The sequence below is a fragment of the Streptomyces sp. SID12488 genome, assembly GCF_010548275.1.
Taxonomy (GTDB): domain Bacteria; phylum Actinomycetota; class Actinomycetes; order Streptomycetales; family Streptomycetaceae; genus Streptomyces.
In genome coordinates, this window is record NZ_JAAGLT010000001.1 from 456607 (window position 1) to 482181 (window position 25575).

A 25575-nucleotide genomic window follows, 5' to 3' on the forward strand; every position below is an offset into this window, starting at 1 on the left:
GGGTATCGCGTAGCGCCCCGCAGGGGCGCACGCTAGGGGCGCGGGGCTGTATCTGATCTGCGGCTCCGCCGCGGGGCGCGACTAGCCCCCACCGGGCCCGCAGCCAAAATCACCGCACCCCCGGCACAGCACTCAACTGCTTCCGCCACCGCACAAACAGCCGAGGCTGATTCATCCCCAGCACACCCACCGGCTCCCCGCCCCGCCGGTAAACGGCCAGGACATTGCGCTCACCAACCGCACCTTCCTCGACCGCCACACTGTCAGCGCCCCCCGCGTGACCGACGAACTGGATCTTCACCCCGTACTGGTCGGACCAGAAATAAGGCGGCCGGGGCACCCCCGGCTCCACCGCGCCCCCGGCCAACAAGGCGGCCACGGCAGCAGCGGGACGCTCCAGCGCACCCGTCCAGTGCTCGACCCGGCGGTGGGCGCCCACCCGGGGGTCGTACCAGTTGGCGCAGTCGCCGACCGCGACCACACCGGCCAGGCTGGTGCGGCCGTCGGCACCGCACTTGACGCCGTTCTCGAGGGCGACGCCGGACCCCGCCAGCCAGTCGACGCAGGGCCGCGCGCCCACCCCGACGACGACGATGTCGGCGGGAACGCTGCGCCCGTCCGCCAGCAGCACGCCCTCGACCTGGCGCTCCCCGCTCAGCCCCTTGACCCCGACACCGCACAACAGCCGCACGCCGTGGTCCGCGTGGAGGCCGGAGACGACGGCGCCCATGGTCTCGCCGAGCGGTCCGGCGAGCGGTGTCGGGGCGGCCTCGATCACCGTCACGTCGAGGCCGAGGGCGTACGCGGTGGAGGCGACCTCCGCACCGATGAAGCCGCCGCCGATCACCACCAGCCGTCCGCCCCGGGCCAGTTCGTCGCGCAGGGCGCGGGCGTCGTCGAGGGTGCGCAGGGTGTGCACGCCGGTCAGGCCGTCGGCGCCCGGCAGGGTGCGGGCGGCGGCGCCGGTCGCGATGACGATGCCGTCGGCGCGGACGTTCCGGCCGTCGGCGAGGCGGACGGACCGGTCGGTGCGGTCGAGGCCGGTCGCGCGGGTGCCCAGCAGCCACTCCGCGCGGAGGTCCTCGCCGTCCGTCTCCAGCCCGAGATCCGCCTCGCCGAGGGTTCCGGCCAGGAACTCCTTGGACAACGGCGGTCTGTCGTACGGGCGGTGAGCCTCGTCGCCGATCAGAACCAGCCGTCCGTCATAGCCCTGCTTGCGCAGGGAGCGCGCCGCCGACAGTCCGGCCAGCGAGGCGCCCACCACGGCCACCGTCCTCACGCGGGACCCCCGGCGAGCCGGGACGCGATACAGGGCGGCAGGTTGGGGGCGTCCGTGGACACCCGTACGTAGATCATGCCGTCGTCGACGACGACCTCGTGCGTCCGCACCGGCAGCTTGGCCGGCGGGGAGTCGACCGCGCCGGTGCGCAGGTCGAACTTCGAGGCGTGCAGCGGGCATTCCACCTCGCAGCCCTCCAGCCAGCCGTCGGCGAGCGAGGCATCCTGGTGGGTGCAGGTGTCGTCGATGGCGAAGACCTCGCCGTCGTCGGTGTGGAACACCGAGACGGGCGGGTCGATGTCGAGCCGGAAGGCCTCACCTCGCGGAAGATCCGCGAGACGGCACGCGGGAATCATCATGACACCTCGGTGCGTATAGCGAAACGGATTGCGGTAAGCGCAACGTCAGTTTGAGGGCGCCCAGAACCCTTGTCAAGAAGTCCAGAGGCCCGGATGAGCCATCGCACGGGTTGCGCCCTGAACAACACGACGCACATTGCACAACCGTAAACCAAGCGAGCCCGATGTCCGCCCGATGCCTGCGTGAGCGCGTCGGAGCAGCTCGGACAGGCATCGGGCGGACATCGGGCAGGCATCGGGCAGCAAAGTCCCCCACTCGGGGACGTACGGATCGCAGATCGACCCGGCGGGCGGTCAGAAACCGCGGTCGATCCACTCCTGGAGGTGCGGGGCCTCGGCGGCGACGGTGGTCGTGTCCCCATGCCCTGTGTATACGACGGTGTCGCCGGGCAGGGTCAGCAGCCGGGCCCGGATCGAGTCGACGATGGTCGGGAAGTGGGAGTAGGAGCGGCCGGTGGCCCCGGGGCCGCCCGCGAAGAGCGTGTCGCCGCTGAAGAGGGCGGTCAGGGCCGGTGCGTGAAGGGAGACCGCACCCGGGGCATGGCCGGGCGTGTGCAGCACGGTCAGTTCGACCCCGGCGACGGTCAGCACCTGACCGTCGGCCAGTTCGCCGTCGGGGGCGCGCTCCGGGTGGGTCTGCTTCCAGAGCGGCAGGTCGTCGCCGTGGAGCAGGATCGGGGCGCCGGTGCGCGCGGCGAGGGCGGGGGCGGCGTCGATGTGGTCGTTGTGAGCGTGGGTGCAGACGATGGCCAGGAGGGTGCGTCCGCCGAGGGCCTCGGCGATGGCGTCGGCGTCATGAGCGGCGTCGATGACGACCGCTTCGCTCTCGTCGCCGATGATCCACACGTTGTTGTCGACGTCCCAGGTGCCGCCGTCGAGCGAGAAGGTGCCCGAGGTGACCAGACGTTCGATACGGGCGCCGGCCATCACAGCACCACCACGGAACGCAGTACGTCGCCGCCGTGCATCCGCTCGAACGCCTTCTCTACGTCGTCGAGCGCGATGGTCTCGGTCACGAACGCGTCCAGGGGGAGGCGGCCCTGGAGGTGGAGGTCGATGAGCATGGGGAAATCACGGGAGGGCAGGCAGTCCCCGTACCAGGACGACTTCAGCGAGCCACCCCGCCCGAAGACGTCGATCAGCGGGAGTTCGAGCTTCATCTCCGGCGTAGGCACCCCCACCAGCACGACCGTCCCGGCGAGGTCACGGGCGTAGAACGCCTGCTTGTACGTCTCCGGGCGGCCGACCGCCTCGATGACGACGTCGGCGCCGTTGCCGCCGGTCAGCTCACGGATCGCCTCTACAGCGTCGGTCTCCCTGGAGTTCACCGTGTGGGTCGCGCCCAGTTTGCGGGCGGTCGCGAGCTTGTTGTCGTCGATGTCGACGGCGATGATCTTCGCGGCGCCGGCCAGGTTCGCCCCGACGATCGCCGCGTCCCCGACCCCACCGCAGCCGATGACCGCGACGGAGTCTCCGCGACCGACGTTCCCGGTGTTGATGGCGGCGCCGATACCGGCCATCACGCCACATCCCAGCAGCCCCGCGACGGCGGCCGAGGCGGCCGGGTCGACCTTGGTGCACTGCCCGGCCGCGACGAGGGTCTTCTCGGCGAACGCACCGATACCCAGTGCGGGCGACAGCTCGGTACCGTCGAGCAGGGTCATCTTCCGCTTGGCGTTGTGCGTGTTGAAGCAGTACCACGGGCGCCCGCGCAGACAGGCCCGGCAATTCCCGCACACGGCACGCCAGTTGAGGATCACGAAGTCACCGGGAGCCACATCGGTGACCCCCTCCCCCACCGACTCCACGACCCCGGCCGCCTCATGACCGAGCAGGAAGGGGAACTCGTCGTTGATCCCGCCCTCGCGGTAGTGCAGGTCGGTGTGACAGACCCCGCAGGCCTGGATCTTCACCAGCGCCTCGCCCGGCCCGGGGTCCGGCACGAGGATCGTCTCCAGGCTGACGGGGGCGCCCTTGCCCCGCGCGACGACAGCACGGACCTGGTGAGTCATGGCCACTCCTCGACTGATGCGAGACCTGATATGAGACCCGCGCCGAGCGTTGCTTATTGCGGCACGCATCTCATGTGTCGCAACACAGCATCATGGAGTGCCGACCGCCGGTCAAGGATTCAGACGTTCCTCCGGTACTGCCCCCCGATCTCGAAGAACGCCTCGGTGACCTCGCGCAGCGTGCACACCCTGGCCGCCGCCATCAGGGCCTCGAAGGCGTTGTCGCCGCCCACCGCGGCCTCCTTCAGGCGGGCGAGCGCCTGCGTGGCCTCCGCTCCGTGCACGCTCTGGAAGTCGCGGACGCGCGCGAGCTGGGACTCCTTCTCCGTCTCCGTGGCGCGGGCGAGCTCGACCTCGTGGGGCGCGCCCTCGCCGCCGGGCCGACGGAAGGTGTTGACGCCGATGATCGGGAGCGTGCCGTCGTGCTTGCGCTGCTCGTACAGCATCGACTCGTCCTGGATGCGCCCGCGCTGGTAGCCGGTCTCCATCGCGCCGAGCACACCACCGCGCTCGTTGATCCGGTCGAACTCGGCGAGCACGGCCTCCTCGACCAGGTCGGTGAGCTGGTCGATGATGAACGACCCCTGGAGCGGGTTCTCGTTCATGGCGAGGCCCCACTCGCGGTTGATGATGAGCTGGATCGCCAGCGCCCGCCGCACCGACTCCTCGGACGGGGTGGTGACGGCCTCGTCGTAGGCGTTGGTGTGCAGGGAGTTGGCGTTGTCGTAGATGGCGATCAGGCCCTGCAGGGTGGTGCGGATGTCGTTGAAGTCCATCTCCTGGGCGTGCAGGGACCGCCCGGAGGTCTGGACGTGGTACTTCAGCTTCTGGCTGCGCTCCCCCGCCCCGTACCGCTCCTTCATCGCGACGGCCCAGATCCGGCGGGCGACCCGGCCGAGCACGGAGTACTCCGGGTCCATGCCGTTGGAGAAAAAGAACGACAGGTTGGGCGCGAAGTCGTCGATGCGCATACCGCGCGCCAAGTAGGCCTCGACGTAGGTGAATCCGTTGGCCAGGGTGAAGGCGAGCTGACTGATCGGGTTCGCCCCGGCCTCGGCGATGTGGTAGCCGGAGATGGACACCGAGTAGAAGTTGCGAACCTTCTGCTCGATGAACCACTCCTGGATGTCGGCCATCATCCGGAGGCTGAACTCGGTGGAGAACAGGCAGGTGTTCTGCCCCTGGTCCTCCTTGAGGATGTCGGCCTGCACGGTTCCGCGCACGGTCGCGAGCGCGTGCGCCCGCAGCTCGGCGGCCTCCTCGGGCGAGGGGTCGCGCCCTTCCGCCGCCCGGAACTTCTCCACCTGCTGGTCGATGACGGTGTTGAGGAAGAAGGCCAGCACGGTCGGCGCCGGCCCGTTGATCGTCATGGACACGGAGGTGGTCGGCGCGACCAGGTCGAACCCGTCGTACAGCGCCTTCATGTCGTCGAGGGTGGCCACGGAGACGCCGGAGGTGCCGACCTTTCCGTAGATGTCGGGGCGTTCGTCGGGGTCACGGCCGTAGAGGGTGACGGAGTCGAAGGCGGTGGACAAACGGGTGGCCGGCTGGCCCTCGGAGAGCAGCTTGAAGCGCCGGTTCGTACGGAACGGGTCGCCCTCTCCGGCGAACATCCGCGCCGGGTCCTCGCCGTCGCGCTTGAAGGGGAACACCCCGGCGGTGAACGGGAAGAGGCCGGGCAGGTTCTCCCGGCGCCAGAACCGCACCAGCTCGCCGTGGTCGGTGAAGGCGGGCAGCGCGACCCGGGGGATCAGGTTGCCCGACAGGGACTCGCGGTTCAGCTTCGTACGGATCTCCCGGTCCCGTACCTTCACCACCTGCTCGTCCCCGGAGTACGACGCCACGACCGCGGGCCAGTTCACAATCTGGTCGCCGATGTCGTGCGGGAGGTCCCGGCGAGCGTCGGCGAGCAGCGACTCCACACCCTCCGGATCGGAACCGGCCTCGACCAGCTCACCCCTGACCGCGTCCAGTCGCTGCACCCGGCGGGCCGCGTCGGCCAGTGCCTCGGTCCGGTCGTGGTACGCGCGGACCGCCTCCGTGATCTCGGCGAGGTAGCGCACCCGTTCGGCGGGCACCACGCGCCGGATGCCGGAGGAGTGCCGTACGGCGACCGGCGCCAGGGTGCCTTCGGACAGCGGCAGTCCCCGCTCGGCGAGCCCGGCCCGCAGGTGCTGGTAGAGCGCGGTGACACCGTCGTCGTTGAACGTGGCCGCCGAGGTGCCGTACACCGGCATGTCCTCGGGCTTCTTGCCGAACGCCTCGCGGTTGCGCACCAGTTGGCGGCCCACGTCACGCATCGCGTCCTTGGCGCCGCGCCGCTCGAACTTGTTGATCGCCACGACGTCGGCGAAGTCGAGCATGTCGATCTTCTCCAGCTGCGAGGCGGCGCCGAACTCCGGCGTCATCACGTACAGCGAGGTGTCGACGTACGGCACGATCGCCGCGTCGCCCTGCCCGATGCCAGGTGTCTCCACGATCACCAGGTCGAACCCGGCAGCCTTGATCACGTCGATCACGTCGGACAGGTGCTCGGGCAGCTCACGGCTGCCGCGGGTGGCCAGGCTCCGGAAGAAGGTCCGGTTCCCGTCCAGGGAGTTCATCCGGATGCGGTCGCCGAGCAGCGCCCCGCCGCCGCGCCGCCGGGTCGGGTCCACGGCGATCACCGCGATCCGCAGCTTGTCCTGCTGGTCGACACGGAACCGCCGTACCAGCTCGTCCGTGAGGGACGACTTCCCGGAGCCGCCGGTACCGGTGATCCCGAGGACGGGCGTGACCCGTGCCGCGGCGGCGGCGCGCACCTGCTCCAGCAGCTCCGGGGGCAGCTTGCCCAGTTCGGCACCGGTGATGGCGCGGGCGATGGCGAACCGGTCACCGGTCAGAACGGCGGCGGCATCGACCGACCTGCTCTCCCAGAGGTCGAAGTCACAGTTCTTCACGACCGAGTTGACCATCCCGGCCAGGCCCATTCGCTGCCCGTCCTCGGGCGAGAAGATGGTCACGCCGCTGCGGCGCAGCCGGGTGATCTCCTCGGGCACGATGACGCCGCCGCCGCCCCCGACCACCTGGATGTGCTCGGCCCCCTGCCCGCGCAGCGACTCGACGAGATACTCGAAGTACTCCACGTGCCCGCCCTGGTACGACGAGACGGCCACCCCGTGCGCGTCCTCCTCCAGCGCCGCGTCCACGACCTCCCGCACCGACCGGTTGTGCCCCAGGTGGATCACCTCGGCACCCTGCGACTGGAAGATCCGGCGCATGATGTTGATCGAGGCGTCGTGCCCGTCGAACAGCGCGGAGGCTGTCACCAGGCGGACAGGGTGCACGGGTCGGTGGAGATCGTTCATGGTCATGGGGCCTTCCCAAAACGCGTCGGGGAGCACGACTGCCGATTTACTAGGACGTCCTACTAAAGACAATACTAGGACGTCCTAGTAAATCGGCGCCGACCCGCGCCCTGTAATGCGCCCCACACCATTGTGCAACTAGTTGCACAACCTCTCCTCCGTCCTCTACAAAGGCAGGACCGACCCCGCCCCCGGAGGCCCCCATGAGCCGTTACCCCCACCTGCTGGCCCCCCTCGACCTGGGCTTCACCACCCTCCCCAACCGCGTCCTCATGGGCTCCATGCACGTAGGCCTCGAAGAAGCCGAACACGGTTTCGAGCGCATGGCCGAGTTCTACGCCACCCGCGCCCGTGGCGGCGTCGGCCTCATCGTCACCGGCGGTATCGCCCCCAACGACGCCGGACGCCCGTACGAGGGCGGCGCCAAACTCACCACCGACGCGGAGGCCGACCAGCACCGGGCGATCACCCACGCCGTGCACCGCGAGGGCGGCCGGATCGCGATGCAGATCCTGCACTTCGGCCGGTACGCCTACCACCAGGACCTGGTCGCGCCGAGCCCCCTCCAGGCCCCGATCAGCCCCTTCCCCCCGCACGAGCTCACCGACGCCGAGGTCGAGCAGACCGTCGACGACTACGTCCGCACCGCCCTCCTCGCCCGCCGGGCCGGCTACGACGGCGTCGAGATCATGGGCTCCGAGGGCTATCTGATCAACGAGTTCATCGCCGCGCAGACCAACCACCGCACCGACCGCTGGGGCGGCTCCTACGAGAACCGCACGCGCTTCCCCCTGGAGATCGTGCGGCGGGTGCGCGAGGCGGTCGGCGCGGACTTCATCCTCATCTACCGTCTGTCCATGCTGGACCTGGTCCCGGGCGGCTCCACGCTCGACGAGGTGATCACCCTCGCCCGGGCGGTCGAGGCGGCCGGCGCGACCATCATCAACACCGGCATCGGCTGGCACGAGGCCCGTATCCCCACCATCGCCACCTCGGTGCCGCGCGGCGCGTACACCTGGGTGACGAAGAGGCTGATGGGCGAGGTCGGCATCCCCCTGGTGACCACCAACCGCATCAACACCCCTGAGGTCGCCGAGGAGTTGCTCGCCGACGGGTGCGCGGACATGGTGTCGATGGCCCGCCCGATGCTCGCCGACCCCGACTTCGTCAACAAGGCGCGCGACGGTCGTCCCGAGGCCATCAACACCTGCATCGGCTGCAACCAGGCCTGCCTGGACCACACCTTCAGCGGGAAGATCACCTCCTGCCTGGTCAACCCGCGCGCCTGCCACGAGACGGAACTCGTCCTCTCACCGACCAAGCTGCGCAAGCGGGTTGCCGTCGTCGGCGCCGGCCCCGCCGGACTCGCCTGCGCCGTCTCCGCCGCCGAACGCGGCCACCAGGTCACCCTGTTCGACGCCGCGTCCGAGATCGGCGGCCAGCTGAACGTCGCCCGCAAGGTCCCCGGCAAGCAGGAGTTCGACGAGACCCTGCGCTACTTCCGCCACCAGCTCGACGCCCACGGCGTGGACGTACGCCTCAACACCCTCGTGGCCGAAGGCGATGTGACCGACTTCGACGAGATCGTGGTCGCCACCGGCGTCACCCCCCGCACTCCGGACCTCCCCGGCGTCGACCACCCGAGCGTCGTCGGCTACCTCGACGTACTGCGCGGCGACGCGCCCGTCGGCGACCGCGTCGCGATCCTCGGCGCGGGCGGCATCGGCTTCGACGTCGCGGAGTACCTGACCGACGGCGGCGACAAGACGAGCGAGGACCCGGCGGCGTACTTCCGCGCCTGGGGCGTCGACATGGACTACCGCACCCCGGGCGGCCTGGCCACGCCCGAACGCCCCACCCCTCCCCGCAGCGTCCACCTGCTCCAGCGCAAGGCGTCCAAGGTCGGCGCCGGGCTCGGAAAGACCACCGGCTGGATCCACCGCACGGAGCTCAAGCACCGGGGCGTCACCATGGTCCCGGGCGTCCGGTACGACCGGATCGACGACGCCGGTCTGCACGTCACCGTCGACGGCACCTCCACCGTCCTGCCGGTCGACACCGTCGTCCTGTGCACCGGCCAGGACCCGCGCCGCGATCTGTACGACGAGCTGCTCGCCGCCGGCCGCAGCGTGCACCTGATCGGCGGCGCCGACGTGGCCGCCGAGCTGGACGCCAAACGTGCCATCAAGCAGGGCACGGAGCTGGCGGCGTCGCTCTGACGGCCGTACGAGCGCGCGAGCACAGGTCAGCCATCATCGCCGGTCCCTAGGATTGAACTCATGTCACTCCCGCACGCGATCCTCACCGCCCTGCTCGAAAAGCCGTCCTCGGGGCTGGAGTTGACCCGGCGGTTCGACAGGTCGATCGGCTACTTCTGGTCGGCCACGCATCAGCAGATCTATCGCGAGCTGGGAAAACTGGAGGCCGAGGGGCACATCCGCGCCCTGCCCGCCGAGCAGCCGACCCGCGGGCAGAAGAAGAGCTACGAGGTCCTGCCCGCGGGCCGCGCCGAACTGGCCCGCTGGACCGCCGCGCCCCAGGACCCCAAGCCCTACCGCGACACGATGCTGCTGCGGCTGCGCGCCTCGGCGGTCGTCGGCACCGAAGGCATCGAGGCCGACCTGCGCCGCCATCTCGCGCTGCACCGGCAACAGTTGACGGAGTATCGGGAAATTGAGGAGCGGGACTTCCGGCCGGGTACGGGCAACACTCGGACCAGCCCCCAGGGCCGCCTCCAGCACCTGGTCCTGCGTGCGGGCATCGACCTGGAGACCTTCTGGACCCAGTGGCTCACGCACGCCCTGGCGGAGTTCGCGGAGCTGCCCGGCGAAAACCGGTGAGCGCCCCGTCCCCGAGGCGGAACCTCGGACACAGGGCGCTCACGGCAACCGGGCCGATCGAGCAGATCGAGCAGATGCTCTCAATCGGCTTAAGTGGATGGGCAGTTGTCCATCAGAGCCGGAAGACATCGAGGAAGGAGCTCCAGAATCCCTTCTTGCGCTGTTCCTGACGGGCCGCTGGTGCCTGCTGCGGTGCCGGACGGGTTACCGGTTCGGCCGCCGGTGCCGGCGTCATGTTGCGCAGGGCCGCCGCCATCCGGGTGGCCGGTGTCGGGCTGAACCGCGTCGGCAGCGCGGCCAGCGCGCGGTGGAAGGGGCCGGGGCGCCACAGCAGGCTGTCCTGCGGGACCGCGAGGGTCAGGTCGGGCAGCGCGTTGAGGATCCTCTCGATCGCCGTGAGCGCGATGACCTGGGCCGGGTCCTTGGCGGGGCAGGCGTGCGGGCCCGCGCCGAAGGCCAGGTGCGCGCCCTTGCTGGCCAGCTGCCGGGCCTCGGTGAGGGCCGGGTCGCTGTTGGCGGCGGCGAAGCTGATGACGACCGGGCTGTTCGCCTCGACCGGGACGCCACCGAGGTCGACGTCCTGCAGGGCGTAGTGCGTCGCGTAGTTGGCGATGGGCGGGTTGTTCCACAGCACGTGCTCGATGGCTTCCTCGACCAGCATGCCGCTGCCTCGCTCGGACGGGCCGTCGGACAGCAGCAGGAGCAGCGCGCTGGCTATGAGGTTGCGCTGGGGTTCCAGGCCCGCGCCCATCAGCACGATCAACTGGTCGCGCAGTTCCTCGTCGTTGAGGCCCGCGGAGTGCTGGATGAGCCAGGAGGTCACGTCCTCGCCGGGCTCGCGGCGCTTGAGCGTGATCAGCTCCTGAAGGCAGGTCGCGACCTGCTCCAGGCCCTTGAGGGCGTCGTCCTGACCGTCGAACATGGCGGACATGCCGGAGGTGAGGCGGTCGCCGATGTCGGCCGGGCAGCCGAACATCTTGTTGAACAGCAGGAGCGGGATCAGCTTGGCGTAGTCGTTGAGGAGGTCGGCCCGGCCCCGCTCGCTGAACTGGTCGATCAGATAGTCGGCGATGGGCTCGACGTCCCGCCGGATGCGGCTGATGCTCAGCTTGGCGAGGCTCTCGGTGACGGCCTTGCGCAGACGCAGGTGCACCACGCCGTCCGTGAACAGGACGTTGGGCCGGTACATCATCATCGGCAGGACCGGGCTGTCGAGGGAGATACGGCCCTCGTTGAGCGCGGCCCAGCGGCGCGAGTCACGGGAGAACAGGGTGGTGTTCTGGAGCACCCTGAGGGCCATCTCGTGCTGGACGACGAGCGTGGCGTCCACCCCGGGGGCGAGCTCGACGGGTGCCGCCGGACCGTGGGTGCGCATCTGGTCGTAGAGACGGTGCGGCTCGGCGGCGAAGTCGGTGCCGTGCATGGGGCATCTGGCGGGCGCGCTCGGCGTGGCACCCGCGTGCTGTGTGTCCATGAAGGTTCCTTAGGGATCCCCGCGCGTCGGGGCGGGGGACGGGGGTGAGGAAAAACCTTGTGCGCGGCTGTTCTCCGGATGGCCTGGCCAGCCTGGGTCGTCCGGATGGTCCGGATGGTCCGGATGGTCCGGACCCCTGACCGGCCCCCCTGTCCGGACCCCGTGTGCGGGGAGGGGCCCGAAAGGGAGGTACCGGGGTTCAGGCCGCGCGGGTGAGCAGGTGCTGGACGAGGGCGATCAGGGCCCTCGCCGAGGACGTCTGGTCCCGGGCGTCGCAGTAGACGACCGGGGTGTCGGGCAGCAGGTCGAGGGCCTCGCGGATCTCGTCCTCGTCGAACTCGCCGGCCAACGGGTCGAAGGTGTTGACCGCGATGGCGTACTCCAGGCCGTACTTCTCGACCAGGTCGATCACCGGAAACGTTTCAGCCAGCCGGGACGGGTCGACCAGGAGGAGTGCTCCGAGCGCGCCGCGGGCCATGTCCTCCCACAGCTGCATGAAGCGCTGCTGACCGGGCGTGCCGAACAGGTACAGCACGAGTTCGTCGCTCAGCGTGAGCCGGCCGAAGTCCAGCGCGACCGTGGTCGTCACCTTGTCCGGCGCGCCCTTCAGGTCGTCCACCTGGGCGGACGCCTGGGTCATCTTCTCCTCGGTGCGCAGCGGGGCAATCTCCGACAGCGAGCCGATGTACGTGGTCTTGCCCACGGCGAAGTGCCCTACGACAAGGATCTTCGCGGTGGTGGTGACCGCGTCTGAGACGTAGATCGTCTCAGCCGTAGAGCGATTCGAGTCCATGCAGCACCTTTTCGATGATTCCTCTGTCGACGGACTGGGCGCGTGGGGGCGCGGCACGGCGCAGGAGATGACCCTGTTCGAATAAATCGGTCAGCAGGAGTCGGGCCACACCCACCGGCAGCGACAGGTGCGCCGCGACCTCCGCGACGGAGAGGTAACCGCCACCGCACAGGTCCCAGATGGCCCGTACCTCGGGGCTGGCGCCGAGCGGCACCTCCCGGTCGGGAGCCAGTGTGACCAGGGTGTGCAGGGACAGGTCGTCGGCGGTCGGCAGCCGTCGCCCGCCCGTGATGACGTACGAGCGGACGAAGTCGCTGGTGACCGTGACCGGAGCTTCCTCGCCGTGCGCGTTCATGCTTCCGCACCGGCGTTCTGACGCGGCGGGGTGGTCATCGCCTTGCCGAGCGCCCCCACCTGCTGCTGCATCCGGAACGACATGGCCTCCATGTCGACGTCCAGCGCTGCCGACACGGCGAGATAGGCGCCGCTGCCCGCCGCGATGAGGAAGATCCAGCCGCCGTCGTACTCGATCAGCGTCTGCTTCCACAGACCGAGTCCGAAGCCCACGAAGGGGGCGACGGCCCGGCTCAGGGACTGCATCGAGCTCATCGCGGCGGCGTTGGTCTCCGCCGCGTCGCGGTCGATGTCACTGGACCGCTCCAGCAGGAGGCCGTCGGCCGAGACGAGGATCGCGTGACGGGCGCCGCGCACCTGCAGCACGTCGTTCAGCACCCACGACAGATCGGGATTCACTGGTCCTGTGGTCCTTCCATGGTCGTCGTGTCCCGCCCGAGCAGCGTTCCGCGCTGGAACGCACCAATACGTGAAGCCGTCACCTCGTTGTGCAGCTCCGCCGGCTCCGGCGGCGGAGGCACCACCGCGACCGGGCTGCCGCGCCGCCGCCGCTTGGGCAGGCCGCCGGCAGTCGTCCCGATCGGACGCTGCGGTCCGCCGGGCGTGGCCACCGGGGTCAGCCGCTGCGGGGCGACCGGAACCTCGGCCCGGGGTTCGGCCCTTTCGGCACCGCCCTCGGGCTCGGGAACGTCCGTCGTCAACAGGTTCTCTGGCAAGAGAATCACCGCCCGTACGCCGCCGTAGGGGGACACCGAATCGACCGAGACCTTGAAGCCGTACCGGGTGGCGAGCATCCCGGACACGGCGAAGCCGAACTTCGGCGGGTCGCCGAGGCTCGTGATGTCGACCGGTGCCTGCGGGGAGAGCAGCACGGAGGCCCGCGCCTTCTCCTCCGTGTTCATGCCGAGTCCGGCGTCGTCGACGATCAGGCAGACACCGGTGGGTACGGCCTGGATGTTGATGTCGACGCGGGTGCCGGGCGCGCTGTAGTTGGTGGCGTTGGCCAGCAGTTCGGCGAGGACCACCGCGATGGGCTCGACGGCCCGGCTGGCCACCGTGACGTTCACCTGGGTGTTGATGGTGACCCGGTCGAAGTGCTTGATGCGGCCCTGTGCGCTGCGGGCGACGTCGTACACGGACGCGGTGGACTCGCGCCGGCCGAGCCAGCCGCCGCACAGCACGGCGATGCCCTGTGCACGCCGGCCGAACTGACTGTTGGTGTGGTCGATCATCATCAGGTCGCCGAGGACCTGTTCGTCGTCGCCGTAGCGGCGCTGCGACTTCTCGATGATGAGCTGCTGTTCGTCGGCGAGCACCTGAAGCGTCCGCATCGCGGACTTCAGGACGGCCTTGGTGTCCTCCTCAGCGTCCTTGCGCACCGCCGCCAGATCGCCCGCGTGCTGTGCGTTCAGTTGGGTGTATTCCGCATAGAGGCGGTCGCGCTCACTCTGTACGGCTTCACGGACGCTCTGCAGGTCGTTGTTCTTCCTGCGGAGCGCCATGTTGGTTCTCCGGGCCCGCATCACTGCGACAACCGCAGCGACCAGGACCACAAGCAAGATCCACAGCAGTGGATCCTGGATCAATGACGTCATGAGACTCTCTTCAAGTCGCCTTGCGACAGGAGCAGTTGCAGTCCGACGGGGCCTGGCCTCAAGCTCGGGCCTCGCCCGGTGGCGTACCTTACCGGCGGACCGATTCAGCCACTCCTTCGCATGGGGCCCGTAGAGACTGCCCCCGTGCGCATGGCGCGCCTCAGCCTACTGAAAGTGCGATGATCTTAGCAGTCAAAAGAGCGTCAAAAAGGTTCCGGTTAGGCTCACTTGGAGACCTTCACAGGATTCACGTACGGGCCCACGAGAGTTATGGACCCGATACCGTCCGGACACGCGAAGGCCCGCTCCCCCTGTTCTCCGGGGAGCGGGCCCTGTGCGCGGAAGCTCAGGCGGCGTCGGCCGCGGCGCCGAAGTCGGCCTCGGCGGGCCGCCAGTAGACGCCGCCGCTGCGCCGCAGGTGGTTCAGGTCCACCAGATACCGGCGCAGCGTCACATGGTCGATACGGCTCGCGCCCTCGCACCACACCCGCAGCCGCTCGTCGACGAGCCGCTCCGCGTACTCGATCCCGGGCTCGAAGGTCTCGTCGGCGATGTGCTGGAGCACGATCAGCTTCCGGCTCCAGCGGGCGGGCAGCCGCACGAGCCGGCCGTCCTCCCGTACGAAGGTCCGCAACACGTTCTCGGTCTGCTGCCGCTCGATCTGCTCGGCTTGGTCGGATGCCATGTCCGCGAGGCTAACCCGTGCGCGAGCGGCCTCCCACCACTTTTCCCGTCACCTTTGCTCTCACCGCGCTTCGAAAAGGGTGACGCCCGGCCGCACGCCGTTACCAGGCGTGAGCGGGCGCGTTGTAGGGGAAGTGCGGGCGCGAGTCGAGTGCCCGCACTCATCGAACAAAAGGAGAACGTGATGTCTCGCATCGCGAAGGTAGCCGTCGCCGCTCTCGGCACCGGTGCCGTGATGCTCGGCGGTGCCGGCATGGCCACGGCCGACGCGGATGCCCAGGCCGCAGCCATCGGCTCGCCCGGCGTCCTGTCCGGCAACGTCCTGCAGGTCCCGATCCACGTGCCCGTCAACGTGTGCGGCAACTCGGTCAGCGTGATCGGTCTGCTGAACCCGGCCTTCGGCAACACCTGCGTCAACGCCAGTGACCACGACGACTACAAGGGCAACCCCGGCCCCGGCGGATACGGCAACTGATCTGTAGCACACAAGCACTGGAAGAGCCCCGACGGTCCCACCGTCGGGGCTCTTCCATGTCCGCACCTCGTTACGCGCAGTTCCTCGCTACGCGTAGCGGTAGAGGTCGCTGTGGTCCTCCAGCTGGTCCGGCGTCAGGTCCCACGGCGGCAGCGTCTCGTGCCGGGCGACGACCCGGCCGCGCTGCGCGTCGCCGGGCCGCGGCGGCCGGTCGGGCAGATAGCGGGCGCCGTGCCGTTGCTGCCAGCGCGACCAGCACAGGTCGATGAAGGCGTGGTGCAGCCAGAAGACGGGGTCGTTGACGGAGGCACCGCCGACCATGTGCCCGCCGACCCAGCGGTGGACACGGTTGTGGTTGCGCCAGGACGGGGCGCCCCGCCCGCTGCCCCACCCTTCGAGTTTGTTGCGGAACCCTTTCGCGGACGTCGAGTTCCACGGCGACACGTCGTAGACGGGATCGTCGAGGGCCGAGTCCAGGTCCTTCCGGGTCGGCAGCTTGAGCGGCTCGCGGGCGCGGCCGAGGTCCCGGGTGAGGAAGTCGCCGTCGGTGACGCTCTCCCTGATGGTCCAGTCACCGTGGTCGTAGGCGAACGGCCCGGTCATCACCCGCTGGTCGGAGGAGCGCCCGGTGCCCCCGAGCAGGTCATCCTTCCAGGGCACGCCGGCCGCCGTACGGTCCCGGGTCCAGTCCCAGTACGGCACCGTCACCGACGGGTCCAGGCGCTGCAGCGCCTGCTCCAGGTCCAGCAGGAACTGCCGGTGCCAGGGCAGGAAGGACGGCGCCATGTGGGCCGTACGCAGCCCCTTCTCGCCGTCGGCGACGTAGTACTCGATGTGCGTGCGCACGAACTCGTCGTACTCGCCCCGCCGTTTGAGCTCCATCAGCGCCCCGACGAACCGCCGCCGCTCGGAACGCGTCAGCGTGCTGACGTCCTTACGCGTGTACGCCACGACCGTCCTCTCCCTCTCCGTCGACCGTCAACCGCCGCCCGGGCCCCAGCTCGTCGACGGCCGCGCGGGCCGCCTCCAGGGCCGTGGGGTACGAGCGGTAGTGGTCGACCATGCTCAGATACGTCCCGTCCGCGCGCCGCATCAGATGCAGTGGCCGCCCGTCCACGGTGACGTGCCACCGCCCGTCGCCGGGCGCGCGCAGGGCCTGCGCCATATGGTCGACGTGATCCGCGTGCCCGGCGTCGGTCTTCATGCCGCGCAGCCGGCGGCCCCGGTACGTCTCGTCGAACGACGCAGCCTCGTCGGCGTCCTGGTCATGCCGGGGCCACGCCGCGGCGACGACCGGGACCACCGCCAGGGCGAGGGCCGACACGCACAGGGCACGCAGCGCGTCCCGCCGCGTGCCGGAACAGGCACGGGGACCTTCCGGTCCCCGCGGCACTCTGCTGACGAACAACACTCTCTCCCCATCTCCTCGTTCGGTTCGTTCAGGAACGGCGACCGCCCGGCGACCGGGCCCGGGTGTCGCCCCCCGGGCCCAGAGGGTCCAGTTCGTCAGGTCCCGTACTTACAGCGAGCCGAGTCCCAGAACACCCGTGGGGGCCGTCTGCAGCAGCGGGGTGAGCACGGCGGCCTGCGGCTCCTTGAGCGTCGGCAGGCCGAACACCTCGGGGTTCGACGCGGTCATGGGGGTGTCCACGGACAGGCCGGGGGTCAGGGTGCGCAGGTCGGCCGCGGGGAGGCTGACGGCCGCCTCGTCGAAGCCCTTCCCGATCACCTGCGGCAGCGGCGTCTCGGCCGACAGACCGGGCAGCGCGGCCCCCATCGGCACCTGCGGCAGCGCGCTGTCCGGGATCATCCGCCCCTCGACGTACCGCGGTCCCTCGGGCACGCCCGGCGTCAGCAGCGGCAGTTCACCGCCAACCTTGGGCAGGCTCATGTTGAGGGACTGCTCGACGCCGTCCAGCGGCACGGGTACGGGGACCGTGCCGGCCGCGACGGCGGGGGCCGCGGAGCCCACCGCCGCCGCCACGCCGGTGAGGACAGCGGCGGCAAGAATTCGGGTGGTCGACTTCATGACAGTTACGGTCCTTTTCAGGAATCGGGGGGTGTTCGTCCGTATCGCGTAACGATCCTGGGAACCGCATCAGCTCAAGATTCCCCCGTGTGGCGCATTAGTCGTCCGATCGGCCCGGAAGAGCGGCCCGGCTCGGACGGCCTACCCGCCGGTCCGGGCCCCGGACCGCACCGCTCGCCCCGCTGCCGTCTGCTCGGCCGTCAGCGCAGGCTGCGGGCCGGGAGGATGACGTGGGCCGCGGCGGTCAGGGTCTCCTCGGCGCCCGCGAAGGCGGCCAGCGCCTCCGGCTCGATCGGCTTGCCGGGCTGGGCCTCGGGCCAGGCGCGGGTGGTGAACACCAGGTAGGCGAAGCCGCGTTCGGCGACCGCGGTGAGCCACTCCGGGGGCGGGGTGCACTGGGCGTTGAGCTGCGGCATGTTGAGGACGGCCGAACCGGCCTCGACGAGCAGGCTGACCGGCAGGCTCGGGCGGGTGGAGCCGTCGACGATGTCGCCGCCGACCGGCAGACCGGTGTTGGCGAGGAGCTGCTCGACGGCGACGGCCGAGGCCTCCGGGCCGCCCTCGCCGTCCCCGAGGGAGTAGGCGAGGAGGTAGGGCATGTCGCCGTCGGGGGCCTCACCGCTCCAGGCCATCACGACGAGCGTGCCCAGGTCGGCGATGCGGAAAGGGCGCGTTTCGCTTGAGGTTGAGGTCACCGCGGAACCTTATCGACGGGATTTGGGGCGTCCGGCCGCATTCTCACTCGACCGGGGGATTTCCCACCGGTATCCACACGAAAGAGGGACGGGACTCGAACAACGCGAAGGACCGATTCCGCCGCACGGAATCGGTCCTTTCGATACTCGGGTACCCGTGTCAGCCCTGGAGGGGGAGGCCGCCGAGCAGCCCGCCGGTCGAGTTGAGGGCGGTCGTCGCGCCCTTCACCGTGCTGAGCGCCGAATCCTTGTTCTCGGTGTCGAGCGCGTTCGACTGGTGCTGGAGCGGCTGCAGCTGCTCCGGGTCGAGGGGGCCCTTGGTGAGCGTGTTGACGGCGCCGTTGAGGCTGGTGGGCGTGAGGTCGGCGGTGTCGTAGGCGAACGCGGGCGCGGCGGCTCCGGCGATGACCAGGGACCCGGCAACAACAGCGGCAGCCTTCAGGGACTTCATCGTGTTCCTTTCTTCGGCAACTCATGTCACCAGAGGGAATTCTGTCGCCGTGCCTAACGAGCCCCGGTCACGGCGGAAACCCTGTACGCAGAAATTTCTGCGGTGCGGGTGATTCCGGAACACGGAATGCGTCTCAAAGGATTGACGCACAAACGAAATTGACGCACGGGCAAAAGAACGGTCGTCGTGCCGACCCGATGGGGTCGGCACGACGACCGGGGGGCATTCCTAGCGGGCCGGCAGCGGCAGGGGCGGCACCGGGACCGGCAGCGGCGGCACCGCCACGGGCAGCTTGGGCAGCGGCGGCAGGCCGGCCAGGTCCGGCGCCGGCAGCCCGCCGCCGAGCAGGGTGGCGGCGACGACACCGACGAGGCTCGTCAACACGCCGGTGACGGCCGGGACGACGTTCGCGGCATCGCCGGACGTGACCGCCGTGAGCAGCGTGTCGACCGACTTCTGCAGCGCGGCGAGCGCGTCCCCCTTGATGTCGAGCGGGCCCTTGCCCACCTTGCCCACCTTGAGGCTCAGCGGAAGGGCGGGCGCGGGCGGCAGCGCGGGCGCCGTCGGGAGAGCCGGGGTGGTCGGAAGGGCCGGGGTCGTCGGGAGCGCGGGGGTGGTGGGGAGCGCGGGGGTGGTGGGGAGCGCGGGGGTGGTGGGGAGCGCGGGGGTGGTCGGCAGCGCCGGGGTGGTCGGCAGCGCCGGAGCCGCCGGGACCTCAGGTGTCGCCGGCAGCGCCACCGGCGGAGTGGCCGGGACCTCAGGTGTCGCCGGCAGCGCCACCGGCGGAGTGGCCGGGGCCGGGGCCGCCGCCGAGGCAGCGGCGATGGCCTCCTTCACGGCGTCGCCCAGCTTCGTCGCCTCGTCCAGCGGCAACTGGCCGTTGTCCGCCTTGAGTGCGGCATTCAGCAGATCGGTGACGGGTTTCAATACGCCGCCCACGTCACCCAGCGACTTCACCTGCGCGAGGAGCGCGTCGGCGTTGGGGACGGGCGCCTGTGAAGCCGCGTGGCCACGCTCGCGGGCCGCGTCGCCGCCCGCCGCCAGGGCGGCCGGTGCGCCTATGCCGAGCAGAAAGGTGGCGCAGAGCGCGGTGGAGGCGAGACGCCGTGCGGGCAGAGCACGCATGGAAGGTTCCTTTCGGTGGTTCGGTGGTTCGGTGACCCGTGTCGGACCAGGCCGGACCGTGTGTTAGCTGTCGGATCCACCGTCAGATCCACCGTCGCCATATGCAACCGGACAGGCACACAAAGTGACGGTCCGTCGGTCGCGTCCCGTGCGTCATCGCTGGTGAGGGCCTGTATCGAGGCCCACCCGGCGAGTTGGCCGCCCGGGCCGCCATTCGGGGCAAACGCCGGAAACGCGAACCGGCCGCCCTCCCTGGAAAGGAGAGCGGCCGGCAGAAGGGTCAGCGTCGACTGATGTCAGTCGTTGACGCAGGTGTTGCCGAACGCCGGGTTCAGCAGACCGATGACGTTGACGGTGTTGCCGCAGACGTTGACCGGCACGTGGACCGGGACCTGCAGGACGTTGCCCGACAGAACGCCCGGGGAGTGGGCAGCGGCGCCGTGCGCGTCGCTGTCGGCGGCGGCGACACCGGCGGTACCCGCCACGGCGGCGACGGCAACGGTGGAAAGGGCAAGGCCCTTCGCGATACGCGACATGGAGAAGTGCTCCTTGGGAGTTGTCACAAACAGCCGGGCGGAGATGCCCGGCGCTGTGTCAACGCGTGGCACGCGCCCGGGTTGTGCCGCCAATGGGGTGATCTCTCGAATCGCTCGGCTGCACGATTACGACACAGTCTCCATGAATCACCAATAAATACGCATAGCGGCTAGAGTGACTCACCTTCTGTCAGTCGCCCCATAGCCGCCCAAAAGGTCGATCGCCACCCCGAATCCGTCGCGCAAAACAGGCCGGGGGCGCCTGGGGCACACAAGCGGTCTCCAGATTGTCCGTCCGTCGGTCCACGACCCCTTTCCCGACTTCTTCCGACCTTTTCCCGAAAGGGCAACGCCGGTCATGTCTGTTTCCCCGGGTCTTCTGCTGCGCCGTGCAATGGTGGGCGCCTTTGCCCTCGCCGCGATCTGGACTCAGGTAGGTCCGGCGACCGCCGCGCCGCCCGCCGGCCAGGAGCCCGGCAAGGAGTCGGCGCGCCTCGCGTTCACCCAGCGGTACCGCGCTCTCCAGCACGGCGGGATCGTCCGCGCGGCCAACGCGTCCATCAGCTGCCGCGCCGCCCTCGGAACCTGCGCGGGCATCCGCAGGGGCGAGAGCCTCGTGACGGGAACGGGCGGCGCCAGGGCGGCGGTCAACGGCGACCTGGACATGTTCTACGTCGATGTCGACAGCGACCCGAACACGTACAACTCCAGCCGTGCGGAGGTCCGGGTGCCGCAGGGCGGCAAGGTCTCCTACGCGCGGCTGTACTGGGGCGGCAACCTCAAGGTCGGGGAGCAGAAGCCGCCGAAGGACAACGGGCGGGTGCTCATCGCCGAGCCCGGCGGCCAGTACAAGGTGCTGCTCGCGGACTCGGTCGTCGGGCACCGGGTGGCGCACGGCGCCGACGCGTTCCAGGCCTCCGCCGATGTCACCGAGCTGGTCCGGGACAGCGGTTCGGGGCTGTACACGGTCGCGCAGGTCAACGTGGCGATGGGGAAGTCGGCGGCCGGGGCGTGGGGCGGCTGGACGCTGGTCGTGGCGTACGAGAACGCGGCGGAACCGCTGCGGCACCTCGCCGTGTGGGACGGGTTCGACGCGCTGGGGGACCGGAAGGGTGACGGCACGTTGGTCCGGTTGGCCGAACTGAAGTTCCCGGCGGGCGCGAACGGGCGCGCGGGCCTGGTCGCCTACAACGGGGACCGCGGCAGCGCCGGCGACTCCCTGACGGTGTCCGCCGCAGGGCGTACGACCGCGCTGGGAGACGCGGCCAACCCCCTCGACGACGTGCTGAACTCCACGATCGGCGGAGCCGTCTCGGAGCGTGTTCCGGCGTACGCGAACACCCTCGGCTACGACTCGGACGTGTTCGAACTGGGTACGGCGCTGCGGCGCGGTGGTGACCAGCTGGCCTTCCGGCTCGTTTGCCAGCGGGACGCGGCGTGGGCCGGCGCACTTTTCGTGGCCGTCGACGCCCGGCAGTAGCCGAGGTGCGTCCGGCACCGCCACCCGTGAGCGAGGAAACCGCGCATGCAACTGATCGCACCGGACCCAGGGCCACGGGTCCTGCACGTCACCCAGCCGGTGGACGGCGGGGCGCCCCGGGTCATGACGGACCTGGCACGGGCCCAGCTCGCCGCCGGTCTGCACGTCACGGTCGCCTGCCCGGAAGGCGGTGACCTCGCCGCGCGGCTGCGGGCGCTCGGCGCCGACGTACACCCCTGGCACGCGACACGCGCGCCGGGGCCCTCGCTCGTCGGGGAGGTGCGGCGGCTTCGGCGGGTGGTCGAGGCGGTGCGGCCGGATGTCGTGCACGCGCACAGCGCGAAGGCCGGGCTCGCCGCCCGGCTGGCGGTACGGGGGCGGGTGGCGACGGTGTTCCAGCCGCACGCCTGGTCGTTCGAGGCGGTCGGCGGGCCCACCGCCGCGCTGGCGCTCAAGTGGGAGCGGTGGGGCGCGCGTTGGGCCTCCCGGGTGGTGTGCGTGAGCGACGCCGAACGGGCGACCGGGGTGCGCGCCGGGATCGCCGGTCAGTGGCGGGTGATCCCGAACGGGATCGACACCGAGCGCTTCCACCCGGCTCCCGTGGACTCCGTACGGGCCGGGATTCCGCTGCTCGCGGAGGTCGATCCGGCCGCCCCGCTGGTCGTGTGCGTGGGACGGCTGTGCCGGCAGAAGGGGCAGGACGTGCTGCTCCGGGCCTGGGACGAGGTCGCGCGGCGGGTGCCGGGGGCGCGGCTGGTGCTCGTCGGCGACGGTCCGGAGGCCCAGCGGCTGCGGGATCTCGCCCCCGACTCCGTGCTGTTCGCGGGGGCCGTCACCGATGCCGTCCCCTGGTACCGGGCGGCCGATCTGGTCGTCCTGCCCTCGCGGTGGGAGGGCATGGCGCTGGCGCCGCTGGAGGCGATGGGCTGCGGGCGGCCGGTGGTCGTCACCGACGTGGACGGCGGACGCGAGTCTCTGCCCGCCGCTCTCGCACCGCGCTGTCTGGTGCCGGCCGAGAACCCGGCCGCGCTGGCCGGGACCGTCTCCGAACTGCTGCTCGACCCCCCGCTGCGCGAGTCGCTGGGGCAACTGGGGCGTCGGCACGTCCTGTCCGCGCACGACGTACGGCACTGTGCCGAGGCCGTCGCGGGCGTGTACCGCGAGCTGATCACCGCGCACGCCGTGCGGCCCGTGCGCGCCGAGTACAGGGAGTCCATCCACTCGTGACTGCGGAAAGTACCGTCCCCTCCCCCGCCGGAGGGCCTCGGGAGCACGGATTCTCGTCAGTGTCGTCAGTGTCGGCCGTCTCGGTCATCCCGCGCCGCGGGTCGGCGGGCGGCTTCAGATTCCCGGCCGGGCGGCGCCCCGCGCCCCGGCCGGCCTCCCCGCTGCCACTGCTCGCCGTCGACAGCAGCGCCGCCCTGATCGGCGCCCTGGCACTGACCGAGCCCCAGCGCCACCCCGTCCTCGTCGGCGCGCTGCTGCTCGGTGTGGTCGTGCTGAACACGCGCGCCTCGCTCTACCGGCCCGACTCCGTGCCCGCGTTCCTCGACGAACTGCCCGCCGTCTGCGGCCGGATCGCGATGGGCTGGCTGGCTCTGGCCGCCGTGATCGGGGCGTACGCGTCCGCCGACGCGCTGTCCGCGCGGACCCTCGTCCTGGGCTGCGCGGTACAGGCGGCGGCGAGTGCGGTGGGCCGCGCGACCGTCCACCGGCGGCGGCGCCGGGCGCTGTTGCGCCGCCCGCACACGGCCCTCGTCATCGGGCCGGCCGGCACCGCCAGGCGCGTGGCCGCCGCGTTCCTGCGGCACCCGGCGTGCGGGGTGCGGCCGGTGGGGCTCGTCACCGACCACCCGGACGGCGGGGCGGGCCTGCCCGTGCTGACCACCGGCGAGGAGGTCCAGCGGGCGCTGATCCAGAACGGCGTCCGGGCCGTGCTCGCCGTCCATCCCTCCGTACGGGCCGAACAGGGGCCGCTGCTGAGGGCGTTGGCGGAGTCGGGCTGCACGGTGTGGGAGATCGACGCCGAGTCGCCCTCGTACGAGAGCGCCGAACGGCTCGCCGGGTTCTCCTGCCGGCGGCTCGCGATGGTGCCGGACCGGCCGGGCAGCCTCGGCAAGCGGATGCTCGACGTGACGGTCTCGGGCACCCTGCTTCTGCTGGTCTCACCACTGCTGTTGCTGTGCGCGGTGGTGCTGCGGCTGACCGGCGGGCGGGGTGTGGTCTTCAGGCAGGAGCGCATCGGCCTGGACGGGCGGCCCTTCACCCTCCTCAAGTTCCGCACCCACCGCCCGGTCGACGAGATGGAGTCGGCGACCCGCTGGAGCGTCGCCGACGAGCAGCGCATGAACTGGTTCTGCCGCCTTCTGCGCCGCACCTCGCTGGACGAGCTCCTCCAGCTGTGGAACGTCCTCTGGGGCGATATGAGCCTGGTCGGGCCCAGGCCCGAACGCCCTTACTTCGTGGGCAAGTTCAGCCAGACCTACCCCGGCTACGCGGCCCGCCACCGGATGCAGACCGGGATTACCGGGCTCGCCCAGATCCACGGGCTGCGCGGTGACACCTCGATCGAGGACCGCAGCCGGTTCGACAACGCCTACATCGACAACTGGTCGCTGTGGCAGGACATCTGCATCCTGCTGCGCACCGCCGCCACGCTCGTCCGCCCGACAGGAAGCTGAGCGCAGTGAGCCACAGCCCCACGCTGACGTTGCCGCGCCGAGTGCCCTTCCCGTACATCGCGTCCTTCGCTCCGATCCTGCCCGTGATCCTGGTGATCGCCCTGCTCGCGCTGCCGGCCACGCAGGGCACCGACGGCGGCGCGACCCCGGCCGACGCCGTCTCCGGGCTGGTGGTCCTCTACTGCGCGATCCGCGTCGTACGGGAGCGGCGGCGTCCCCTGTCCCGGACGGCCGCCCTGGTGCTCGGGATGCCGGTGGCCGGGCTCGCGGTCGCGGCCGTGGGGGCGTCCTCGCCGGCGGCCGGGCTCGGGGGCCTGGGACGCTACCTCCAGATCTTCGTGCTGGTCCCGGCGTCCGTGGTGCTGCTGGTCCGGGACCGGCGTGACTTCCGGGTGCTGGCCTGGTCGTTCGTCGCCTTCGCCCTGTTCCAGGGGGCGGTCGGGGTGCACCAGTTCGTGACCGGGACCGGAGCCTCCTACCAGGGTGAGGAGATCCGGGCGGTCGGCACCTTCGGGCCCGCCGACGTGATGGGCATGGCGACCGTGGTGGCCTTCGGGCTGATGTGCGCGCTGGGACTGGCCCTCGGGTCGACCGCCGCCCGGCAGCGGGCCGTCGCCGCCGGCTGCGCCCTGGTGCTGCTCGCCCCGCTCGCCGTCTCCTTCAGCCGGGGCGCCTGGATCGCCACGGCGGCGGCCTGCACGCTGCAGCTGATGCTGGCCGGGATGCGGCGCGCGCTGAAGGTGGGCGCGGTGGTGACCGCCTCGGCGGTGATCCTGGTCGGTGGCCTCGGCCTGGGTTCGGCGATGCTCCAGGAGCGGATCAGCAGCATCGGCCAAGTCACGGACGCGCCCGACCAGTCGGTGACCGACCGGTACACGATGTGGGCGGCGGCGACCGACATGTGGAGCGAACACCCGCTCACCGGCGTCGGGTTGAAGGGTTTCCCCGAACACCGCGACGGACACGCCTCGTTGGCGCTGTCCTCGGGCAGCGACACGGAGGGCGCGGGCGCCGCGTTCCGCAAGCAGCCGCTGCTGTCCCCGCACAACATGTATCTGCTGGTGCTCAGCGAGCAGGGCCTCATCGGGCTGCTGGCCCTCGGGGGCAGCTGGCTGGCGCTGCTGGTGTGCGGCCTGCGGGGGCTGGTGCGAACCCGGCGGGCGGCTTCCGGCGGCCTCGACTGCGCCCTCGCCGCCTGCGGGCTGCTGATCTGGCAGCTGATCGACTTCCTGTACGCCGACATCGGCGGTCCCGCGACCGTGCTGACCGCCGTCGTCTTCGGGTTCGTCGCCTGGTGGGCCCTCGTCGGTGGCGACGACGTGCCCGAGGCCTCGGCGCGATGAACGCGACGCCTCCTCGGACCGAG

General features: G+C 70.7%; 24 protein-coding genes and 1 pseudogene. 7 read left to right on the plus strand and 18 right to left on the minus strand.

Annotation, left to right across the window (positions count from 1 at the left end; all coding sequences use genetic code 11):
- Positions 1-109 precede the first annotated feature (109 nt).
- The 5 genes from G3I56_RS02070 to icmF form a co-directional block, all read right to left on the minus strand.
- On the minus strand, positions 110-1279 hold the full coding sequence (locus G3I56_RS02070; protein ID WP_164406782.1) for an FAD-dependent oxidoreductase: 1170 nt from the start codon (positions 1277-1279) through the stop codon (positions 110-112).
- Positions 1276-1638, minus strand: a complete 363-nt coding sequence (locus G3I56_RS02075; protein ID WP_164406784.1) for a bifunctional 3-phenylpropionate/cinnamic acid dioxygenase ferredoxin subunit — start codon at positions 1636-1638, stop codon at positions 1276-1278. Before G3I56_RS02075 ends, G3I56_RS02070 begins: the two co-directional genes overlap by 4 nt.
- Positions 1639-1932: 294 nt before the next feature.
- Positions 1933-2565, minus strand: a complete 633-nt coding sequence (locus G3I56_RS02080; RefSeq protein WP_164406785.1) for an MBL fold metallo-hydrolase — start codon at positions 2563-2565, stop codon at positions 1933-1935.
- Positions 2565-3650 (minus strand): S-(hydroxymethyl)mycothiol dehydrogenase, encoded by a 1086-nt coding sequence (locus G3I56_RS02085; RefSeq protein ID WP_164406786.1) that lies wholly within the window; start codon positions 3648-3650, stop codon positions 2565-2567. The genes G3I56_RS02080 and G3I56_RS02085 overlap by 1 nt, the downstream gene beginning before the upstream one ends.
- A gap of 119 nt (positions 3651-3769) precedes the next feature.
- Positions 3770-6997: a fused isobutyryl-CoA mutase/GTPase IcmF gene (gene icmF, locus G3I56_RS02090; protein WP_164407224.1), complete on the minus strand. Its 3228-nt coding sequence runs from the start codon at positions 6995-6997 to the stop codon at positions 3770-3772.
- A gap of 203 nt (positions 6998-7200) precedes the next feature.
- Here icmF and G3I56_RS02095 point away from each other — a divergent pair, with 203 nt between their 5' ends.
- Together G3I56_RS02095 and G3I56_RS02100 are read left to right on the plus strand one after the other, a co-directional pair.
- Positions 7201-9216 carry an NADPH-dependent 2,4-dienoyl-CoA reductase gene (locus tag G3I56_RS02095; protein WP_164406787.1) on the plus strand — a complete coding sequence of 672 codons (2016 nt, stop codon included), beginning with the start codon at positions 7201-7203 and terminating at the stop codon, positions 9214-9216.
- A gap of 60 nt (positions 9217-9276) precedes the next feature.
- Positions 9277-9837 carry a PadR family transcriptional regulator gene (locus G3I56_RS02100; protein ID WP_164406788.1) on the plus strand — a complete coding sequence of 187 codons (561 nt, stop codon included), beginning with the start codon at positions 9277-9279 and terminating at the stop codon, positions 9835-9837.
- Positions 9838-9949: 112 nt separating this feature from the next.
- Here G3I56_RS02100 and G3I56_RS02105 read toward each other — a convergent pair whose 3' ends face one another.
- The 6 genes and pseudogenes from G3I56_RS02105 to G3I56_RS02130 all read right to left on the minus strand — a co-directional run.
- Entirely contained in the window at positions 9950-11311 is a 1362-nt protein-coding gene (locus G3I56_RS02105) for a cytochrome P450 (protein ID WP_239134638.1), read from the minus strand.
- A gap of 199 nt (positions 11312-11510) precedes the next feature.
- On the minus strand, positions 11511-12104 hold the full coding sequence (locus tag G3I56_RS02110) for an ATP/GTP-binding protein (RefSeq protein WP_164406790.1): 594 nt from the start codon (positions 12102-12104) through the stop codon (positions 11511-11513).
- Entirely contained in the window at positions 12079-12459 is a 381-nt protein-coding gene (locus tag G3I56_RS02115; protein ID WP_164406791.1) for a DUF742 domain-containing protein, read from the minus strand. Before G3I56_RS02115 ends, G3I56_RS02110 begins: the two co-directional genes overlap by 26 nt.
- Complete coding sequence (locus G3I56_RS02120) at positions 12456-12857, minus strand: roadblock/LC7 domain-containing protein (RefSeq protein WP_164313030.1); 402 nt, start codon at positions 12855-12857, stop codon at positions 12456-12458. Before G3I56_RS02120 ends, G3I56_RS02115 begins: the two co-directional genes overlap by 4 nt.
- Positions 12854-14053, minus strand: coding sequence for an ATP-binding protein (locus G3I56_RS02125; RefSeq protein WP_164406792.1), 1200 nt, complete (start codon positions 14051-14053; stop codon positions 12854-12856). Before G3I56_RS02125 ends, G3I56_RS02120 begins: the two co-directional genes overlap by 4 nt.
- Positions 14054-14399: 346 nt before the next feature.
- Positions 14400-14690: pseudogene (locus G3I56_RS02130) on the minus strand (DUF2087 domain-containing protein); the annotation flags it as partial.
- Positions 14691-14921: 231 nt separating this feature from the next.
- Between G3I56_RS02130 and G3I56_RS02135 the strand changes: the two are divergent.
- The gene (locus G3I56_RS02135; RefSeq protein WP_164406795.1) at positions 14922-15212 is read left to right on the plus strand and encodes a chaplin; all 291 of its coding nucleotides are present in this window, start codon (positions 14922-14924) and stop codon (positions 15210-15212) included.
- Positions 15213-15299: 87 nt separating this feature from the next.
- Here G3I56_RS02135 and G3I56_RS02140 read toward each other — a convergent pair whose 3' ends face one another.
- The 7 genes from G3I56_RS02140 to G3I56_RS02175 form a co-directional block, all read right to left on the minus strand.
- Positions 15300-16163, minus strand: coding sequence for a tyrosinase family protein (locus tag G3I56_RS02140; RefSeq protein WP_164406796.1), 864 nt, complete (start codon positions 16161-16163; stop codon positions 15300-15302).
- A complete protein-coding gene (locus tag G3I56_RS02145; RefSeq protein ID WP_164406797.1) occupies positions 16147-16623 on the minus strand; it encodes a tyrosinase family oxidase copper chaperone in 477 nt (158 codons plus the stop codon). The genes G3I56_RS02140 and G3I56_RS02145 overlap by 17 nt, the downstream gene beginning before the upstream one ends.
- Positions 16624-16731: 108 nt before the next feature.
- Positions 16732-17241 (minus strand): hypothetical protein, encoded by a 510-nt coding sequence (locus G3I56_RS02150; RefSeq protein WP_164406799.1) that lies wholly within the window; start codon positions 17239-17241, stop codon positions 16732-16734.
- 200 nt (positions 17242-17441) lie between these two features.
- Positions 17442-17936 (minus strand): DUF5949 family protein, encoded by a 495-nt coding sequence (locus tag G3I56_RS02155; protein ID WP_164406800.1) that lies wholly within the window; start codon positions 17934-17936, stop codon positions 17442-17444.
- A 160-nt stretch (positions 17937-18096) separates the two neighbouring features.
- Positions 18097-18387, minus strand: coding sequence for a hypothetical protein (locus G3I56_RS02160; protein WP_164406801.1), 291 nt, complete (start codon positions 18385-18387; stop codon positions 18097-18099).
- A gap of 228 nt (positions 18388-18615) precedes the next feature.
- A complete protein-coding gene (locus tag G3I56_RS43520; protein ID WP_239134639.1) occupies positions 18616-19512 on the minus strand; it encodes a hypothetical protein in 897 nt (298 codons plus the stop codon).
- A gap of 296 nt (positions 19513-19808) precedes the next feature.
- A complete protein-coding gene (locus tag G3I56_RS02175; protein ID WP_006382607.1) occupies positions 19809-20048 on the minus strand; it encodes a chaplin in 240 nt (79 codons plus the stop codon).
- A gap of 358 nt (positions 20049-20406) precedes the next feature.
- Here G3I56_RS02175 and G3I56_RS02180 point away from each other — a divergent pair, with 358 nt between their 5' ends.
- Genes G3I56_RS02180 through G3I56_RS02195 form a run of 4 tightly spaced genes read left to right on the plus strand, consistent with a single transcriptional unit; the run spans position 20407 to position 25552 of the window.
- On the plus strand, positions 20407-21528 hold the full coding sequence (locus G3I56_RS02180) for a DUF3344 domain-containing protein (protein WP_164406805.1): 1122 nt from the start codon (positions 20407-20409) through the stop codon (positions 21526-21528).
- A gap of 45 nt (positions 21529-21573) precedes the next feature.
- The gene (locus G3I56_RS02185; protein ID WP_164406806.1) at positions 21574-22755 is read left to right on the plus strand and encodes a glycosyltransferase; all 1182 of its coding nucleotides are present in this window, start codon (positions 21574-21576) and stop codon (positions 22753-22755) included.
- Entirely contained in the window at positions 22752-24209 is a 1458-nt protein-coding gene (locus tag G3I56_RS02190) for a sugar transferase (protein WP_164406807.1), read from the plus strand. Before G3I56_RS02185 ends, G3I56_RS02190 begins: the two co-directional genes overlap by 4 nt.
- A 5-nt stretch (positions 24210-24214) precedes the next feature.
- A complete protein-coding gene (locus G3I56_RS02195; protein WP_343239835.1) occupies positions 24215-25552 on the plus strand; it encodes an O-antigen ligase family protein in 1338 nt (445 codons plus the stop codon).
- Positions 25553-25575 lie beyond the last annotated feature (23 nt).

Excerpts from the sequence above, each read along its gene's own strand:
- G3I56_RS02085 (WP_164406786.1), bottom strand. The coding sequence starts at position 3,650 with ATGACTCACCAGGTCCGTGCTGTCGTCGCGCGGGGCAAGGGCGCCCCC.
- G3I56_RS02110 (WP_164406790.1), bottom strand. The coding sequence starts at position 12,104 with ATGGACTCGAATCGCTCTACGGCTGAGACGATCTACGTCTCAGACGCG.
- G3I56_RS02160 (WP_164406801.1), bottom strand. The coding sequence starts at position 18,387 with ATGAAGTCCCTGAAGGCTGCCGCTGTTGTTGCCGGGTCCCTGGTCATC.
- G3I56_RS43520 (WP_239134639.1), bottom strand. The coding sequence starts at position 19,512 with ATGCGTGCTCTGCCCGCACGGCGTCTCGCCTCCACCGCGCTCTGCGCC.
- icmF (WP_164407224.1), bottom strand. The coding sequence starts at position 6,997 with ATGAACGATCTCCACCGACCCGTGCACCCTGTCCGCCTGGTGACAGCC.
- G3I56_RS02100 (WP_164406788.1), top strand. The coding sequence starts at position 9,277 with ATGTCACTCCCGCACGCGATCCTCACCGCCCTGCTCGAAAAGCCGTCC.
- G3I56_RS02135 (WP_164406795.1), top strand. The coding sequence starts at position 14,922 with ATGTCTCGCATCGCGAAGGTAGCCGTCGCCGCTCTCGGCACCGGTGCC.
- G3I56_RS02095 (WP_164406787.1), top strand. The coding sequence starts at position 7,201 with ATGAGCCGTTACCCCCACCTGCTGGCCCCCCTCGACCTGGGCTTCACC.
- G3I56_RS02125 (WP_164406792.1), bottom strand. The coding sequence starts at position 14,053 with ATGACGTCATTGATCCAGGATCCACTGCTGTGGATCTTGCTTGTGGTC.
- G3I56_RS02150 (WP_164406799.1), bottom strand. The coding sequence starts at position 17,241 with ATGAAGTCGACCACCCGAATTCTTGCCGCCGCTGTCCTCACCGGCGTG.
- G3I56_RS02180 (WP_164406805.1), top strand. The coding sequence starts at position 20,407 with ATGTCTGTTTCCCCGGGTCTTCTGCTGCGCCGTGCAATGGTGGGCGCC.
- G3I56_RS02105 (WP_239134638.1), bottom strand. The coding sequence starts at position 11,311 with ATGGACACACAGCACGCGGGTGCCACGCCGAGCGCGCCCGCCAGATGC.
- G3I56_RS02080 (WP_164406785.1), bottom strand. The coding sequence starts at position 2,565 with ATGGCCGGCGCCCGTATCGAACGTCTGGTCACCTCGGGCACCTTCTCG.
- G3I56_RS02115 (WP_164406791.1), bottom strand. The coding sequence starts at position 12,459 with ATGAACGCGCACGGCGAGGAAGCTCCGGTCACGGTCACCAGCGACTTC.
- G3I56_RS02185 (WP_164406806.1), top strand. The coding sequence starts at position 21,574 with ATGCAACTGATCGCACCGGACCCAGGGCCACGGGTCCTGCACGTCACC.
- G3I56_RS02175 (WP_006382607.1), bottom strand. The coding sequence starts at position 20,048 with ATGTCGCGTATCGCGAAGGGCCTTGCCCTTTCCACCGTTGCCGTCGCC.
- G3I56_RS02075 (WP_164406784.1), bottom strand. The coding sequence starts at position 1,638 with ATGATGATTCCCGCGTGCCGTCTCGCGGATCTTCCGCGAGGTGAGGCC.